Annotated in this window: 17 protein-coding genes; all 17 read left to right on the forward strand. The window is 43.5% G+C overall.

The window, feature by feature from the left end:
• Window positions 1-118 precede the first annotated feature (118 nt).
• The 17 genes from B5G33_RS10010 (at window position 119) to B5G33_RS10085 (ending at window position 16304) form a co-directional block, all read left to right on the forward strand.
• Complete coding sequence (locus B5G33_RS10010; RefSeq protein ID WP_143276514.1) at window positions 119-376, forward strand: hypothetical protein; 258 nt, start codon at window positions 119-121, stop codon at window positions 374-376.
• A 403-nt stretch (window positions 377-779) separates the two neighbouring features.
• The gene (locus tag B5G33_RS10015; RefSeq protein WP_087417540.1) at window positions 780-1616 is read left to right on the forward strand and encodes a Uma2 family endonuclease; all 837 of its coding nucleotides are present in this window, start codon (window positions 780-782) and stop codon (window positions 1614-1616) included.
• Between the two features lie 92 nt (window positions 1617-1708).
• Window positions 1709-2392, forward strand: coding sequence for an orotate phosphoribosyltransferase (gene pyrE, locus B5G33_RS10020; protein WP_087274218.1), 684 nt, complete (start codon window positions 1709-1711; stop codon window positions 2390-2392).
• 28 nt (window positions 2393-2420) lie between these two features.
• Complete coding sequence (locus tag B5G33_RS21670; protein ID WP_164496701.1) at window positions 2421-2573, forward strand: hypothetical protein; 153 nt, start codon at window positions 2421-2423, stop codon at window positions 2571-2573.
• Window positions 2574-2699: 126 nt separating this feature from the next.
• Window positions 2700-3170: a VanZ family protein gene (locus B5G33_RS10025; RefSeq protein ID WP_087274216.1), complete on the forward strand. Its 471-nt coding sequence runs from the start codon at window positions 2700-2702 to the stop codon at window positions 3168-3170.
• Window positions 3170-3490 carry a DUF6142 family protein gene (locus tag B5G33_RS10030; protein WP_087274214.1) on the forward strand — a complete coding sequence of 107 codons (321 nt, stop codon included), beginning with the start codon at window positions 3170-3172 and terminating at the stop codon, window positions 3488-3490. The genes B5G33_RS10025 and B5G33_RS10030 overlap by 1 nt, the downstream gene beginning before the upstream one ends.
• A gap of 12 nt (window positions 3491-3502) precedes the next feature.
• A complete protein-coding gene (locus B5G33_RS10035; protein ID WP_242974640.1) occupies window positions 3503-4102 on the forward strand; it encodes an HD domain-containing protein in 600 nt (199 codons plus the stop codon).
• Window positions 4095-6143 carry an aminopeptidase gene (locus B5G33_RS10040; protein ID WP_087417541.1) on the forward strand — a complete coding sequence of 683 codons (2049 nt, stop codon included), beginning with the start codon at window positions 4095-4097 and terminating at the stop codon, window positions 6141-6143. The genes B5G33_RS10035 and B5G33_RS10040 overlap by 8 nt, the downstream gene beginning before the upstream one ends.
• A 72-nt stretch (window positions 6144-6215) precedes the next feature.
• Entirely contained in the window at window positions 6216-6719 is a 504-nt protein-coding gene (gene purE / locus B5G33_RS10045; protein WP_087274210.1) for a 5-(carboxyamino)imidazole ribonucleotide mutase, read from the forward strand.
• Window positions 6720-6818: 99 nt separating this feature from the next.
• Window positions 6819-7844, forward strand: coding sequence for a phosphoribosylformylglycinamidine cyclo-ligase (gene purM / locus B5G33_RS10050; protein ID WP_087274208.1), 1026 nt, complete (start codon window positions 6819-6821; stop codon window positions 7842-7844).
• 81 nt (window positions 7845-7925) lie between these two features.
• Entirely contained in the window at window positions 7926-8552 is a 627-nt protein-coding gene (gene purN, locus B5G33_RS10055; RefSeq protein WP_087274206.1) for a phosphoribosylglycinamide formyltransferase, read from the forward strand.
• Between the two features lie 19 nt (window positions 8553-8571).
• The gene (gene purD, locus B5G33_RS10060; RefSeq protein WP_087274204.1) at window positions 8572-9846 is read left to right on the forward strand and encodes a phosphoribosylamine--glycine ligase; all 1275 of its coding nucleotides are present in this window, start codon (window positions 8572-8574) and stop codon (window positions 9844-9846) included.
• A gap of 174 nt (window positions 9847-10020) precedes the next feature.
• The gene (locus B5G33_RS10065; RefSeq protein WP_087417542.1) at window positions 10021-10389 is read left to right on the forward strand and encodes a GntR family transcriptional regulator; all 369 of its coding nucleotides are present in this window, start codon (window positions 10021-10023) and stop codon (window positions 10387-10389) included.
• Between the two features lie 14 nt (window positions 10390-10403).
• Window positions 10404-12860, forward strand: coding sequence for an ATP-dependent Clp protease ATP-binding subunit (locus B5G33_RS10070; protein WP_087417543.1), 2457 nt, complete (start codon window positions 10404-10406; stop codon window positions 12858-12860).
• Window positions 12861-12967: 107 nt separating this feature from the next.
• Complete coding sequence (locus B5G33_RS10075) at window positions 12968-13381, forward strand: endosialidase (protein WP_087274196.1); 414 nt, start codon at window positions 12968-12970, stop codon at window positions 13379-13381.
• Between the two features lie 203 nt (window positions 13382-13584).
• Window positions 13585-14955: a DNA repair protein RadA gene (gene radA, locus B5G33_RS10080; RefSeq protein WP_087274194.1), complete on the forward strand. Its 1371-nt coding sequence runs from the start codon at window positions 13585-13587 to the stop codon at window positions 14953-14955.
• Window positions 14956-15005: 50 nt separating this feature from the next.
• On the forward strand, window positions 15006-16304 hold the full coding sequence (locus B5G33_RS10085; RefSeq protein WP_242971380.1) for an MFS transporter: 1299 nt from the start codon (window positions 15006-15008) through the stop codon (window positions 16302-16304).
• The last annotated feature ends 340 nt before the right edge of the window (window positions 16305-16644 follow it).

Genomic DNA, 16644 nt, shown 5'->3' on the forward strand with positions numbered 1-16644 from the left:
TCTTAAAGCTTTGTGTGAATTTTATGGGGTGACAGCAGATTATATTCTTAAGGGAGAGGATACAAAAAATCAGAAAACTACATTTGATAAAAGAGCAAAATTAATAATTTTTGGAATTATGTCAGGTGTTGGTGCTGTTTTGTGCTGTCTGCTCCCGCTTTTTGCCAGTATCTATCAGCAATCGGAAGCCAATACCTGGAGCAGCTGGTATACAAATGCCAATGACTATATTACAGAGTGGCCGATTTTTGGTATCTTGATTATTGCTTTAGCACTGCTGTTTATTGGTATAACAGGATTGATTCTGAGCTTTCTGCAGGAGAAATATAAAGATAAAATCTCTGCTATTATTTCCGACTGGTTCAGCGGCTGGTAAGAATAACGTTGGAATGTGTTCTCAGATATTTGCCCGGAACAGTCTGTACCAGGAAGTAAGCATGGCATGTGAAAATAGAAAAAGGGAAATAGAGCAGGTTATCCGTTAGTTTTCTTTATAAAGGCTCTCTTTTTCCGAAAAATATTATAAACTATGAAAATTACCCGCAGATACAGTAAAAGAATTTACAAACGAAGGGATTAAAAACAGCCAGTTGGTGTATATTTCTGACTTGCTGTTTTTATTATACAGAATGTCTACTATTAACAACGATGAAGGAAAAATGGAATTAACCGTAAAAGGATAAAATAGTTGAAAATGATTAAAAACGGTTATATAATACAGATATAAAAGAATGAAATTTAAACCTATATTTGTGTTTTACTGCAAAGGAGGGGAGTACATGCTTTATGAAAAGCTGAATGAACAGAAAAAGAAAATGGGGATTACCACAGAGCAGCTTTCCAAGCTGTCGGGAGTTCCGGTAGGGACAATCAACAAAATTTTGCGAGGGGAGACCAAAGCACCTCGATATGATACTCTGCAGGCCCTTGAAAAAATTCTTTTTCCAGATTATGGTAAGAAATTGGAAGAGTGTGGTTCTGCCGGTGACTGTACAGATGATTTTATTCAGGAAAAAACAGAGTACTTTACGAAAAAGCAAGGGGAATATACCATTAGAGATTATCGGAAACTGCCGGAAGATATGCGGGCAGAATTGATTGACGGAACACTGGTTTTTTTGGAGGCACCGGATTTTACACACCAGGAGCTTGTGGCAGAGCTGATTTTTGAGTTTAAATTATACATTCGGAAAAAAGGCGGACTATGCCGCATTCTTTCCTCACCTTTGGATGTTCAGTTGGATTGTGACGATAAAACTATGGTCCAGCCCGATATTGTTTTGGTATGTCAGGAGGACAGAATTACCCGGAAAGGGATTTATGGCGCACCGGACTTCTGCATTGAAGTAGTTTCAGACTCCAGCCGAAAGAGAGACTACGGAATTAAAGTGCAGAAATACATGAATGCAGGAGTGAGGGAATATTGGATTATAGATACAAAGAGAAAGAAAATTGTATGCTATTGGTTTGAAGGAAAAGACGCGCCGGAGATTACTATGTATACCTTCCAGGACTATGTACCGGTGGGGATTTATGATGGAAGTCTGGAAATCGATTTTTCTGATATTGCCAAACGGCTGTGGAAAGAAAACAAGGCCGCAGCGCCCATTCCTTAATTGAAAATACCTGGCACTTATGTTAGAATGAAAAGGAATTTACCAAAGAAAGAATGAAACTGAAAAGTTTTAAGATACAGGAGGACGCAGATATGGAACAGTATAAGCAGGAGTTTATTGAATTTATGGTGGACTGCAATGTGCTGAAATTCGGAGAGTTTACCTTAAAGAGCGGCAGAAAGTCTCCTTTCTTTATGAATGCAGGAGCTTATGTCACAGGCTCTCAGTTAAAACGCCTGGGGGAATACTACGCAAAGGCTATTCATGACAAGTATGGAGACGATTTTGACGTACTTTTCGGGCCGGCCTATAAAGGAATCCCCATCAGCGTAGTGACAGCTATTGCCTATAGTGAGTTATACGGAAAAGAAATCCGCTACTGCTCTGACAGAAAGGAAGAAAAGGACCATGGCGCAGATAAGGGAAGTTTCCTTGGAAGCAAGCTCCAGGACGGTGACAGAGTAGTTATGATCGAAGATGTGACCACTTCCGGAAAATCTATGGAGGAAACCGTTCCAAAGGTAAGAGGCGCCGCTGATGTGGAAATCGTAGGCCTGATGGTATCTCTGGACCGTATGGAAGTGGGAAAAGGCGGAGAAAAATGCGCTCTTGAGGAAGTAAAGGATCTTTACGGATTTGAAACCAACGCCATCGTTACTATGGAAGAGGTTGTAGAACATTTATACAACAAGGAATACAAGGGAAAAGTAATTATAGACGACAAGCTGAAAAGCGCTATTGACGCATATTATGAACAGTACGGAGCAAAAAGGTAAGAGATATTATTTAGGGAAGTGTTAAGTTATGAATGAAAAAGTTTATAAGACCATGACCCGCTGCGGAGCGGGAAATATCGCTTTAGGAATCATTGTACTGGTAAGCGGCATTTCTGCTGGAATTTTGGTGTTGATAAATGGCATTAAGCTGCTGAAGAGAAAATCAGAAATTACATTTTAATATTCCGGGCTGCCCCGTGATGACAGAGGCTTTAGAAGGCTCTGCCTGTGGGGCGGCCTGCTTTACGCTGAAAACAGGACCCGCCGGGAGGGCGGGCTTTAAATATAGATAAAAGAGGTCAGAAAATTGAATAGAGAGACAAAGAAGAAAATAAAGACAGCAGGAGCAGTTTTGTTTGTGCTGTATATTCTTGTGCTGATATATTTCCTCTTTTTTGCAGACAGATACGGCCAGATGGCTTTTGCAGAGAGGGAATATCACTATAACCTGGTGCTTTTTACAGAGATCCGGAGATTCTGGACTTACAGAGAGCAGCTGGGTTTCCTGGCTGTTGCAGCCAATCTTCTGGGAAATGTTGTGGGATTTATGCCCTTTGGTATGATCCTTCCTCTGATCAGCAGAAATGCAAGAGGATTTTTCTTCATCACTTTCTCTGGATTTACACTGAGCCTGTGTGTGGAAGTGACCCAGCTTATGACAAAACTGGGGAGCTTTGACGTGGATGATCTGATAATGAATACCCTGGGGACTGCGGCAGGATATCTGATCTTTGCGGTATGTCATAGCATATATGATAAGAAAAGAGGACGGAAATAATGGCGGGAAAACGATATAAATATTCTTTTGAAAACAAAAACCATGCAACTAAGGGAGTAGTTTCGGCTGTCTGTGCAGGAATTTCCTTAGGGATTTTCTGTGTGGCTTCTCTGTGCTCTCTGGCTTATCACGGAAACGGAGGCATATATCTGGGCGCTATGGGCCTGACAGCTCTGGGGATTTCTATATATGGTTTTGTCATGGGCCTGAGAAGTTTTTCTGAAAAACACAAAAATCAGAGATTCAGTAAAATCGGTGCTATGACAAACGGAGTGATCATGGTAATCTGGCTGGCTTTATTTTTGGTAGGGCTTTCTTAAGGAGGAATGAAGATGGGGAACATAGAAGAACGTCTGAAAAAGCAGATGGAATTTTTGCTGGAAGTAGATAAACTGAAATTTATCAACAGGCAGACCTATCTGTCTGATGGAAAACGAAAAGAAAACGATGGAGAACATTCCTGGCATCTGGCCCTTATGGCCGTGCTCTTGTCTGAATATTCCAATGAGGAAATTGACCTGGTGAAAGTGATCACCATGGTACTGATCCATGATATTGTAGAGATTGACGCAGGAGATACTTATGCTTATGATGCTGTTGGCAATCAGTCCAAGAGGGAGAGAGAAGTAAAGGCTGCGGACAGGATCTTTAATATTCTTCCAGAAGATCAGGCAGAGAGACTTCGCCGGCTCTGGGAGGAGTTTGAGGCCTATGAGACTCCTGAGGCAAAATTTGCTCATGTGTGCGACAACGTCCAGCCTTTAATGCTCAACGATGCTACAGACGGACTGGCCTGGAGAGAACATGAGGTGAAAAAGTCCCAGGTACTCCAGAGAAACAGACGGACTGGAGAAGGATCCCAAGTGATGATGGAATATATTAACCAAATTTTAGATAAAAATGTAGAAAGTGGTAATTTGAGAGATGAATGATGAATTAATGCAGGAACGTTTTTCCCTGATGAGGGAAAGGATCAGTGAGATTCAGAAAGAAGAACTAGTAAAAGAACCATATAGAGATTTTTTCAGAAAGACAGGTGATTTTATCCTGGAGATCTGTCAGATACATGACAAGATTCGGGAAGGCTGGCTGGAGAAAGCCTCTATGGAAGAGCTGAAGGAAAACAATCATAAGATGTACGAAGATATCCTTCCGGAACATTATGAAGAATCTTATGGAAATCCGACCTATGCGCAGAAAATCCTGGGCAGGGATTTCGGACAGCTTCTCAGTTTCCTCTACACAGAGGTAAGAGGGATGATTGTCTTCGCTTATGAGGACAGACTTTTTGACATGACGGTGGCAATGGAGCTGTTTGTTCAGATCTATAATCTTTTTGAAGACCCGGAGGTCTCTTCGAAAGATGTGAAAGACGCCATTTACTGGTATGTCAGCGATTACAGTGATGAAATGGCAGGACACCGTGTTCGGGAAGGGGTGGATCCCTCTCTGGATTTTGCAGTGAGGATCATCTGTGAAAGCGATTTGACAGATTTAAGATATCTGTATAAATATGGAGAATACGTTACAGAAAATGAACGGGCCATGGCGGCTTTTCTCAATACCCTTACTGAGAAAGAAATCCAGGCTATGGCAAGGACTTATACAGAAGGATATCGTATTGGCTTTATCCAGGGAAGAAAAGATATTACTAAGAAAAAGACGGTTAATATCCGCTTTCAGCTTGGATTTGAGAGAATGGTCAAGGCGGCCATTGAACAATTCCGGGAAATGGGACTGGCTCCTGTAATCTACAGAAGTGCTGTCCACAGTGTGAATAAAAAGCAGGCCCATCGGATTGGGTACTACGGAGCCATACCAAACCAGCAGTTTGATTATGACCACAAAGATGACGCTGCCCTTTATCTGGATCATGAGTTTGTCCAGCGAAAACTGAGAGTTCTTCAGGTGGCTTACGAGCAGGTAAAGGAACTGGCCAATACTCATGGAGGACCTGCCTGTATTGAAACCTTTGGAGAAACGCCTTTTGCACCGGTTGCGAAAAAAGAAGCCTGTGCACTGTCAGCCCATCAGCAGAAGCTTCAGGTAAGCTATGACAATGAGGCGGGACAGATCGTGAACCGGTATATTAAAGGAGAAGAGAGAAGCTTTACCATCATTGCTTATCCTGTAAAAGAGATCGGAGAAAACTTCAAGGAAATTTTCCGGGAGACAGTGAAAATCAATACTCTGGATAATAAGCTGTATGAAAAGATCCAGCAGAACATTATTGAAGCCCTGGATAAAGGGGAGTATGTAAAGATTAAAGGAAAAGGCGGAAATCAGACAGATTTACGAGTCCATCTTCATCATCTGGATAACCCGGAAAAACAGACAAATTTCGAGAACTGCGTGGCAGATGTAAATATCCCTGTAGGAGAAGTCTTTACCTCACCAGTGCTTAGGGAAACGGAAGGCGTGCTCTTTGTCTCTAAAGTATTTTTAAATGGTCTGGAATATCAGGATCTGAAGATTCGTTTCCAGGATGGAAAAATTGTAGAGTATACTTGTGGAAATTTCCAGAATGAAGAGGAAAACCAGAACTTTATCAAAGAGAATATTCTTTATCACCACGATACGCTTCCTCTGGGAGAATTTGCTATCGGGACAAACACCACAGCTTATGTTATGGCACAGAAATATCAGATCGGCCATCTTCTGCCAATCCTGATCGCAGAAAAGATGGGGCCTCATTTTGCTGTGGGAGATACCTGCTACAGCTGGAGCGAAGATACGCCTGTGTATAATCCTGACGGCAGGGAGATTATTGCCAGGGACAATGAGGTCTCTATCCAGAGAAAACAGGATGTCAGCAAGGCTTACTTTGGCTGCCATACGGATATCACCATTCCTTATGATGAGCTGGATTCTATCTGTGTGGAAGCACTGGAGGGCAGTGAAATTTATATTATCCGTGACGGAAGATTCGTGCTGCCGGGTACAGAGCCTCTGAATGAAGCTTTCGCTTCTTGACAAGATTTGTAACTATAGGTAAAATTGTGCTGTAAAAGTTAAATCCAAATTAAATAACAAAGGAGAATTATCATGGCAAAAGTTGGAATTGTTATGGGCAGTGACTCTGATATGCCTGTTATGAGCAAAGCGGCAGATATGCTGGAAAAATTCGGAATTGATTATGAGATGACCATCATCTCTGCCCACAGAGAGCCGGATGTATTTTTTGAGTATGCAAAATCAGCAGAAGAAAAGGGCTTTAAAGTAATCATTGCAGGAGCAGGCATGGCCGCACATCTTCCGGGAATGTGTGCAGCGATTTTCCCGATGCCGGTAATCGGTATCCCAATGCACACTACATCTTTAGGCGGAAGGGACTCTCTGTATTCTATCGTACAGATGCCAAGCGGTATCCCCGTTGCTACAGTAGCCATTAACGGCGGAGCAAACGCAGCAATTCTGGCAGCCAAGATTTTAGCCACTTCCGACCCAGAACTTCTGCAGAAATTAAAAGACTACAAAGAAGAACTGAAAGACCAGGTAGTAGCCAAAGACAAAAAATTACAGGAAGTAGGATACAAAAATTATAAGTAAGCACTTAAGGATTGGCGAGCCGAAGGCGGAGCTTCCAAGACACTTAAGGATTGGCCAGCCGAAGGCGAAGACAGAGCTTACTATTATGGAGGAAAGAAAATGGATTATAAGAACGCAGGTGTGGATATTGAAGCCGGCTATGAATCAGTGGAACTGATGAAGGAACACGTAAAGAAAACTATGCGGGAAGAAGTTCTGGGAGGCTTAGGCGGCTTTTCCGGCGCTTTCTCTCTGAAGAAGATCAAGGAGATGGAAGATCCGGTACTCCTTTCAGGAACAGACGGCTGCGGGACCAAGGTAAAACTGGCTTATCTGATGGACAAGCATGATACTATCGGAATTGATGCCGTAGCTATGTGTGTAAATGATATTGCATGTGCAGGAGGAGAGCCATTATTCTTCCTGGACTATATTGCATGCGGTAAGAATTATCCGGAAAAGATCGCTCAGATCGTAAAAGGTGTAGCTGAAGGATGTCTCCAGTCCGGAGCTGCCCTGATTGGAGGAGAAACAGCAGAGCATCCGGGACTTATGCCAGAGGAAGAGTATGACCTGGCAGGTTTTGCCGTTGGCGTGGTAGAGAGAAAAGATCTCATTGACGGAAAAGATCTGAAAGCGGGAGATGTGCTTATTGGTATGGCTTCCTCAGGAGTACACAGCAACGGGTTTTCTCTGGTCCGGAAGGTATTTGAGATGACTACAGAGTCTTTGAACACCTATTATGACCAGTTAGGCAAGACACTGGGAGAAACTCTTCTGGCACCTACCAAGATTTATGTGAAAGCTTTGAAAGCTGTGAAAGAAGCCGGAGTGAGAGTAAAGGCCTGCAGCCATATTACCGGCGGCGGATTCTACGAAAACGTTCCAAGAATGTTAAAGGACGGAGTCTGCGCAGTGATTGAAAAAGACAGTTATCCGGTACCTCCGATTTTTGGCCTGATGGCAGAAAAAGGAGATATCGAGGAACATATGATGTACAATACCTTTAACATGGGTATCGGTATGGTCGTGGCTGTGGATCCGGCAGATGCAGAGAAGACCATGGAGGCTATTAAGGCAGCAGGAGAAACTCCTTATGTGATCGGAAAGATCGAAGAGGGAGAAAAAGACGTAAAATTAGTATAAAAGAAAGGACAGGGTTGCAGCAGAAAAAGAAAATAGGGATTTCTGCAGCAGCCCTTTTCCTGTCTGAAAGGAAGGCAGAATATGTTGAAAATGGCAGTTTTGGTCTCCGGAGGAGGCACAAATCTTCAGGCTATTATAGACGCTATCGACAGTGGAAAGATTACCAATGCAGAGATTTCTGTGGTAATCAGCAATAATGCCAAAGCCTATGCTCTGGAGCGGGCAAAGCAACATGGCATTGAGTCTCTCTGTGTATCACCGAAAAATTTTGAAACAAGAGAAGAGTTTAACCAAAAGCTTCTGGAAACTATCCAGTCCTATGGAGTGGACCTGGTTGTCCTGGCGGGCTGTCTGGTGGTGATTCCGGAGATTATGGTAAAGGCTTATCCAAATAAGATCATCAATATCCATCCGGCTTTGATCCCATCTTTCTGCGGAACAGGCTATTATGGGCTGAAAGTCCATGAAGGAGTACTGAAACGTGGGGTGAAAGTAACAGGGGCCACGGTGCATTTTGTAGATGAAGGCACAGATACAGGGCCTATCATTCTTCAGAAAGCGGTAGAGGTCCGTCAGGACGATACTCCTGAGATTCTTCAGAGAAGAGTAATGGAAGAAGCTGAATGGCAGATTATGCCTGAAGCAATTAATTTGATTGCAAATCATAAGGTACAGGTAATAGATGGACTGGTAAAGATCAGCGAATAAGAGAAAGGGGAAAAAACCAATGAAAGTATTGATTATCGGAAGCGGCGGAAGAGAACATGCCATTGCCTGGAAGGTGGCTCAGAATCCTCAGGTGGAGAAGATTTACTGTGCTCCCGGCAACGGCGGAATCGGACAGGTAGCAGAGTGTGTACCCATCGGCGCTATGGAATTTGACAAACTGGCGGCCTTTGCCAAAGAAAGGGAGATTGACCTTACTATTGTGGGAATGGATGATCCTCTGGTAGGAGGCGTGGTGGACGTCTTTGAAAAAGAAGGACTCCGGGTATTCGGACCAAGGAAAAATGCAGCTATCCTGGAAGGATCCAAAGCTTTTTCCAAAGATCTGATGAAAAAATATAATATTCCTACAGCAGCCTATGAAAACTTCGATAATCCGGAAGAGGCCATTGCCTACCTGAAGGAAAAGGCAGAATTCCCTATTGTGCTGAAAGCTGACGGACTGGCTCTGGGAAAAGGAGTGCTGATCTGCAACACTCTGGAAGAGGCAGAAGAAGGAGTTAAGACCATTATGCTGGACAAGAAATTCGGTTCAGCAGGAAATACTCTGGTTATTGAAGAATTTATGACAGGAAGAGAAGTATCTGTTCTTTCCTTTGTAGACGGAAAGACCATCAAAACCATGACTTCCGCTCAGGACCACAAGAGAGCCAAAGACGGAGATCAGGGTCTGAACACCGGCGGCATGGGAACTTTTTCTCCAAGCCCCTTCTATACCAAAGAAATTGATGAATTCTGCCAGAAGAATATTTATCAGCCTACAGTAGACGCCATGGCGGCAGAAGGAAGAGAGTTTAAGGGGATTATCTTCTTCGGTCTGATGCTTACGGAAAAGGGGCCAAAGGTCCTGGAATATAATGCCAGATTCGGCGATCCGGAGGCTCAGGTAGTCATCCCCAGAATGAAAAATGATATGGTAGAAGTCTGCCAGGCCTGCATCGACGGGACACTGGACCAGATCAATCTGGAGTTTGAAGACAACGCAGCAGTATGTGTAGTTCTGGCTTCTGACGGATATCCGGTATCCTACGAAAAAGGATTCCCCATTGAAGGTCTGGAGAACTTTGAGGGCAAAGAGGGATACTATGTATTCCATGCAGGTACGGCTTTAAAGGATGGAAAAATCGTTACAAACGGAGGCCGTGTCCTGGGAGTGACCGCCAAGGGCGCAGACTTAAAAGAGGCAAGGAAAAACGCCTATGCAGCTACAGAATGGATTCAGTTCGAAAATAAATATATGCGTCATGACATTGGCAAGGCCATTGATGAGGCATAATTACGCCAGTTTTTACTCTGAGTATCATAGCTGAATAATTAGAAAAATTTAGAAGTTTATAAAAAGTCAGACTTCAGGTAGATGGAAACTATCCTGAGTCTGACTTTTGTCTTGCAACAATTATTCAGTTGTGCTATCCTATGTATAACAAAACAAAAGAAAGCAGGGAGCATTGTGATTATTGAAATTGATTTTAGCAGTGACGAAGCGATTTACATACAGCTTTGTAATCAGATCATTATGGGAATCGCCACGGACCAGCTGAAAGTGGGGGAAACTCTTCCCTCTGTGCGTCAGCTTGCGGATACCATTGGCATTAATATGCATACGGTAAATAAGGCTTATTCTGTATTAAAGCAGGAAGGCTTTCTGACCATAGACCGGAGAAAAGGGGCGGTAATTGCCATTGATGCTGATAAGATAAGGGCCCTGGAGGAGATGAAACGTCAGCTTGCAGTAGTTCTTGCCAGAGGGTGCTGCAGGAATGTTTCAAGGGAAGAAGTCCATGCTTTGATTGACGAGATTTTTGACGAATATAAGTAGAACAGGAGACATTGATGAGAGAGCAGTATTCAGTTTGGGCCAAAAAGGCCCTGAAACAGGCGGAAAAAATTGCAAAACAATACAGCCATAATTATATCGGAACAGAACATCTTCTGGCCGGCCTTCTGGCAGTAGAGGAAGGAACAGCAGGCCTGATGCTTACAGAGGCAGGCGTGACCGGGGAAAAGCTGTTCCAGCTGATTGATGAACTGGTGGCGCCTTCCCAGGCAACAATGCTTGAAGAGCCCCAGGGATATACTCCCAGAACAAAGCAGGTCCTGGAAAGAGCCCGGGCAGAGGCTGAGAGACTGGGGGATAAAGAAACAGGAACAGAGCATATTTTGATTGCCATGCTGAAAGAATACGACTGTGTGGGAACCAGACTGCTTCATACTATGGGCGTGAATATCCAGCAGTTATATACGGGGATCATGAAAGCCATGGGGAAAGAGGGGGCTATATCCAGAGAGGATTTCCAGAATGGCGGCCAGAGGAGCCAGGGAAAAAGCACCACTCCCATGCTGGACCAGTTCAGCCGGGATCTTACAGAGGCGGCTGTTCAGGGAAAACTGGACCCAGTGGTTGGAAGAGAGAAAGAAATTAACCGTATTATCCAGATATTGAGCAGAAGAACAAAGAACAATCCCTGTCTTATTGGTGAACCGGGAGTAGGAAAGACAGCGATTACCGAAGGACTGGCCCAGAGGATTGTCTACGGTCTGGTTCCGGAGAACATGGCGGATAAGAGGATCGTGGTCCTGGACCTGTCGGCCATGGTAGCAGGTTCTAAGTACCGCGGAGAATTTGAGGAACGTATTAAAAGAGTTGTCCAGGAAGTGATGAGTGACAGGAATATACTTCTGTTTTTGGATGAACTCCATACCCTCATTGGTGCAGGCGGCGCAGAAGGAGCTCTGGACGCCTCTAATATCCTGAAGCCTTCTCTTTCCAGAGGAGAGATTCAGCTGATTGGCGCCACTACTATTGAAGAATACAGAAAATATATTGAAAAGGATCCTGCCCTGGAGAGAAGATTCCAGCCGGTTATGGTAGAAGAACCTTCCAGGGAAGAAGCAGAAGAAATTCTGAAAGGCCTGGTGCCATACTATGAGGAACATCATGGGGTCAAGATTGAGGAGAGTGCTGTAAAAGCGGCTGTAGCAATGGGAATCCGGTATATCAACGACAGATTCCTTCCGGATAAAGCCCTGGACCTTTTAGATGAAGCCTGCTCCAAAGTCCAGCTTGCCGGTTATAAAACTCCCGAAGGTCTTGCGGCAGAGGAAATGCGCCTTCATACTCTTTATGAAGAGAAGGAAGCGGCTGTTATGGCCCAGGACTTTCAGAGAGCAAGTGAACTTCAGGAAGAGCAGAAAAAGGCAGAAGCGGCTATTGAAAAAGCAAGAAAGCGCTTTGAGAAACAGTGCAGGAATAAAAAACTGACGGTTACAGAAGAGCATATTGCCCAGGTTACGGCAGAATGGACCAAAATACCTGTGAAGAAGCTGACAGAGGGAGAATCGAAACGGCTGGCAAAGCTGGAGAGCCTTCTTCACAAAAGGGTAGTAGGACAGGATGAGGCAGTTAATGCTGTGTCAAAGGCCATCAAGAGAGGACGGGTAGGGTTAAAAGACCCCAAACGCCCCATTGGTTCTTTCCTTCTTCTGGGGCCTACCGGTGTAGGTAAAACGGAGCTTTCCAAGGCTCTGGCAGAGGCTGTTTTCGGAAGTGAAGATGCCATGATTCGGGTGGATATGTCTGAATATATGGAGAAGCACAGTGTTTCGAAGCTGATCGGTTCTCCTCCGGGATATGTAGGATATGAAGAAGGAGGTCAGCTCAGCGAAAAGGTAAGGAGAAATCCCTACAGTGTCCTTCTTTTCGATGAGATTGAAAAGGCCCATCCCGATGTATTTAACATACTTCTTCAGGTCCTGGACGACGGACATATTACCGATGCTCAGGGACGGAAAATCGACTTTAAAGAAACCATCATCATCATGACCTCTAACGCAGGAGCCCAGTCTATTGTAGAGCCGAAACGGCTGGGATTTGGCAGCACAGAGGACAAAGATGCAGACTACAGAAAAATGAAAGACAGTGTAATGGAAGAAGTGCGCCGTCTCTTTAAACCGGAATTTTTAAATCGTATTGACGATATTATTGTTTTCCATATGCTGTCCAAAGAAGAGATTAAGAAAATCGTGGGACTTCTTCTGAAAGATTTTATCAAGCGCTGCAAAAATCAGATGAATATAGAGGTAAAAGTTTCAGACGGGGTGAAGGAACTGATCGCTAAAGAAGGCTTTGAACCTAAGTATGGAGCCAGACCTTTAAAGAGAGCAATCCAGAACAAGATTGAAGATGCCATGGCAGAGGAAATTCTGGAAGGCAGGATACATGCCGGAGATAAGGTGTCTGTGGGCCTTAACAAAGAAAAAATCAGATTTACTGTACAGAGAGAAAAATAAAGATTTGCTGGCAAAAAATCAGATTTTATGGTAAGATTTTTGTAAGTAAAAGAAAATTCCGCAGACTGCGGAGACAGAAACCAAAGACATTAGGGGAGGACATGGAAATGTCAGTAGTAAAAGAATTAATTCGTACAGAAGACAACGGAAAGATCAGTTTTGGCAATTATGAATTAACCGTAAAATCTAAGCTGTCTGATTTTGAATTTGACGGCGACATGTACAAAGTTAAAACATATAATGAGATCACAAAGCTGGAGCGGAACGGAATGTTTGTTTACGAATCTGTTCCAGGAACTACAGTGCTGGATCTGGATGCTGAAGAAAACGGCATGAGTTTTGTAGTAGAAGGACCAAAGGATGCGCAGATTACTGTGGAACTGGAAGAAGATACTTCCTATAAAGTAATTATCGATGGAGTAGAAGCCGGCGAGATGAAGACAAATCTGGGAGGAAAATTATCTTTCAGTGTGGAACTGGAACAGGCAGAGCAGGTATCTGTGAATATTCAGAAACTGTAAGACAGGTTTGAACGATTGGTATTAATCAGTCGGAATGTGAACATGTCGGTACATTAAGTATAAAAGAGGATGTGGCACAGAATTTACTTTTGGGTAAATCGTGCGGCATCCTCTTATTCGTATGATAAGCCTGACAGAAAGCGATGATGTCTGTATAGACGGGTATCTGCCGGGCAACCACAGAAATGGAAAGGATTTTGTGTATGGCAAAAGGAAAGAAGACAGTTTTCTTCTGTCAGAACTGCGGCTATGAATCTCCCAAATGGATGGGGCAGTGTCCAGGATGCAGACAGTGGAATACTTTTGTAGAAGAGATTGTAACAACAGGAAATAAGGCTCTTCCTTCTCAGGGCCAGGGAAGTGCAGGCGCTAAAAACGAGCCAGTGGCACTGACAAAGATTCAGGCCAGGGAAGACGACAGGATAAAAACAGAAATTGAAGAACTGGACCGGGTTTTAGGAGGAGGAATTGTCCAGGGGTCTATGGTTCTTGTAGGAGGAGATCCGGGTATTGGCAAATCCACCCTTCTCCTGCAGGTCTGCCGGCAGCTTTCCGGCAAAGGTCATAAGGTGCTGTATATTTCAGGGGAAGAATCTCTGCGGCAGATTAAACTGCGGGCAGAACGGATAGGGAAATTTAACGACCAGCTTCTCCTGCTGTGCGAGACAAATCTGGAGACCATCCGCAATACCATTGAAAAAGTGAAGCCTGAGGCGGTGGTGATCGATTCTATACAGACCATGTATAATGAGCAGGTTTCATCGGCACCGGGCAGCGTATCTCAGGTACGGGAATCTACAGGAATCCTTATGCAGATTGCCAAAGGACTGGGAATTTCTGTATTTATCGTAGGTCATGTAACAAAAGACGGAAGTGTGGCAGGTCCCAGAGTATTAGAACATATGGTAGATACGGTGCTGTATTTTGAAGGAGACCGGCAGGTAGCCTACCGGATCCTGCGCAGTGTAAAAAATCGTTTTGGCTCTACTAACGAAATCGGCGTTTTTGAAATGCAGGATAAAGGTCTGGTTGAGGTGAAAAACCCTTCCCAGGCAATGCTCAATGGCAGGCCTACAGATGCCTCAGGTTCTGTAGTAGTCTGCTCAATAGAAGGCACCCGTCCCATCCTCATTGAAATACAGGCATTGGTTACTAAAACAAATTTTGGGCTGCCGAGAAGGACATCTGTGGGAATCGATTACAACAGGGTCAATCTTCTGATGGCTGTTCTGGAGAAAAGAGCAGGGCTGCATCTGGGGGACTGGGATGCCTATGTGAATCTGGCAGGAGGAATGAGACTGGGAGAGCCTGCCATAGATCTGGGAGTTGTCATGGCCATTGCATCCAGCTATAAAAATAAAGTAGTGGACGAGGGCCTGCTGATTTTCGGAGAAGTAGGATTGTCCGGAGAAATCCGGGGCGTAAGTATGGCTGAACAGAGAGTCCGGGAAGCAGAAAAGCTGGGCTTTACAGCCTGTTTGATGCCAAAGGCAAATTTAGACAGCATCCAGGGGAAATACCGGATACGCCTGATTGGGGCGTCCAATATTAAAGAAGCTATGGAATATATTTGAATATAAAATAGAAAACTGACGGAAGAGAGATACTGAAAAGAAGGAAAAAAATGAGAGCAATAAAGACAGTAAAACAAGGCATTAAGGGAATGTTCAGCCAATATGCCGGACTTCGCAGAGAACTGTATGTATTATTCTGGGGAAAGGCAGCTACGAATATGGGGGCTATGATATGGCCTATGCTGACACTGATCCTAAGCAATAAGCTGGGACTGGAGGCAAAAGAGATTGCTGCAATAACTATCAGCCTGGGCGTGATACAGTTTCCCGTAAATCTTATAGGAGGAAAACTGGCGGACCACTGTAATAAAAGAAACCTTATTATCTGCTGTGATCTGGTAACAGTAGTCTGCTATCTTTTAGCTGCCTGCTTTCCTGTTTCCATGCATCAGATTTTCTTGTTTTTTACAGCAAGTCTGTTTCAGACAGTGGAAAACCCTTCCTATGATGCTCTGGTAGCAGATCTGAGTTCTTCAAAAGACAGGGAGCGGGCTTACAGCCTGATTTATCTCGGACTGAATCTTGGGCTTATACTGGCACCGACTATTGGTGGAATGCTTTTTGAAAATCATTTGAATTTAGCTTTTGTAATAGATGGTTTAACAACCCTTTCTTCTACGATTTTGATTTTCCTTTTTATCAAGGACATTACCCCGGATAAATCCAACAAGAGTTCTGTATATGAAGAAGCAAAAGGAAAAAACTCTACATGGTCAATATTATGGAATCAGAAAATTATTCTCCTGTTTTTCCTTGCCTGGGCTATTTATAACTTTATTTATGCACAGTTTAATTTTTTGATCCCTTTAAATCTGGAAGAACTATATGATGCACGAGGAGCTGTTTACTTTGGATTTCTCACCAGCCTTAACGGTCTGGTGGTGATCATTGGAACACCGCTGCTGACAAAATATACAAAGAATCTTCCTGATACAGCTAAGCTGATTGCCGGTACGTCCCTAGTGACGCTGGGACTGTCCATGTATGTTTTTATACAGGGGCTTATTCCTATGTATTATGTATCCATGACTATTTTTACCATAGGAGAGATTTTAAGTACACTGGGCACTTATCCCTACATGACCAGGAGGGTACCTGCCTCACACAGGGGACGGATTTCTTCAGTGGCAAATATCTTTATAGGTGCTGCTTCCTATTATTCCCAATGGTATATCGGAAATCTGCTGGAAACTCAATCCATGGTCACAGTATGGAAAATAATCACAAGTATTGGATTCGTGGGTATCCTGTTATATTGCGTTCTAAGAAATATAGATAAAAGAACCTTTCCATTATTATATAAAAAAGCAAAAAATCTGCAGCAGGCTGACAGTGTATCTGAATTGTAAGGAATAATGTTAAAAGGAATGGCTCCGGAGGCTGACTATCTGCCGCCGGAGTTAATTGGTTCATGACAATAGACAGTTCGCAGGGCGTGCTGTCTATTGTTAAGATAACATCTGGGAAAAAGCAGAAAATATAGATATACAGGCAAAAAGAGGAACGGATAAAATAGATGAAAAAAGAAATTTGGAAAAATTGTAAAAAACTTGTTGACAAAGAGAAAACACTGTGGTATTCTAACATAGCTGTCGGCGAGAGCGGTGCTCTCAGGAACTTCTGAAAATCTTGAAAAAAGAAATTTTCAAGAAAATGAAAAAAGTTCTTGACAAGCCAGAAAAGATGTGA

The sequence above is a fragment of the Blautia sp. An81 genome, from assembly GCF_002161285.1.
Classification (GTDB): domain Bacteria; phylum Bacillota; class Clostridia; order Lachnospirales; family Lachnospiraceae; genus Blautia; species Blautia ornithocaccae.

Bases quoted from the DNA above. Each gene is read 5' to 3' on its own strand.
- B5G33_RS10010 (WP_143276514.1), top strand. From the start codon at position 119: ATGTCAGGTGTTGGTGCTGTTTTGTGCTGTCTGCTCCCGCTTTTTGCC.
- B5G33_RS10015 (WP_087417540.1), top strand. From the start codon at position 780: ATGCTTTATGAAAAGCTGAATGAACAGAAAAAGAAAATGGGGATTACC.
- pyrE (WP_087274218.1), top strand. From the start codon at position 1,709: ATGGAACAGTATAAGCAGGAGTTTATTGAATTTATGGTGGACTGCAAT.
- B5G33_RS21670 (WP_164496701.1), top strand. From the start codon at position 2,421: ATGAATGAAAAAGTTTATAAGACCATGACCCGCTGCGGAGCGGGAAAT.
- B5G33_RS10030 (WP_087274214.1), top strand. From the start codon at position 3,170: ATGGCGGGAAAACGATATAAATATTCTTTTGAAAACAAAAACCATGCA.
- B5G33_RS10035 (WP_242974640.1), top strand. From the start codon at position 3,503: ATGGGGAACATAGAAGAACGTCTGAAAAAGCAGATGGAATTTTTGCTG.
- B5G33_RS10040 (WP_087417541.1), top strand. From the start codon at position 4,095: ATGAATGATGAATTAATGCAGGAACGTTTTTCCCTGATGAGGGAAAGG.
- purE (WP_087274210.1), top strand. From the start codon at position 6,216: ATGGCAAAAGTTGGAATTGTTATGGGCAGTGACTCTGATATGCCTGTT.
- purM (WP_087274208.1), top strand. From the start codon at position 6,819: ATGGATTATAAGAACGCAGGTGTGGATATTGAAGCCGGCTATGAATCA.
- purN (WP_087274206.1), top strand. From the start codon at position 7,926: ATGTTGAAAATGGCAGTTTTGGTCTCCGGAGGAGGCACAAATCTTCAG.
- purD (WP_087274204.1), top strand. From the start codon at position 8,572: ATGAAAGTATTGATTATCGGAAGCGGCGGAAGAGAACATGCCATTGCC.
- B5G33_RS10070 (WP_087417543.1), top strand. From the start codon at position 10,404: ATGAGAGAGCAGTATTCAGTTTGGGCCAAAAAGGCCCTGAAACAGGCG.
- B5G33_RS10075 (WP_087274196.1), top strand. From the start codon at position 12,968: ATGTCAGTAGTAAAAGAATTAATTCGTACAGAAGACAACGGAAAGATC.
- radA (WP_087274194.1), top strand. From the start codon at position 13,585: ATGGCAAAAGGAAAGAAGACAGTTTTCTTCTGTCAGAACTGCGGCTAT.
- B5G33_RS10085 (WP_242971380.1), top strand. From the start codon at position 15,006: ATGAGAGCAATAAAGACAGTAAAACAAGGCATTAAGGGAATGTTCAGC.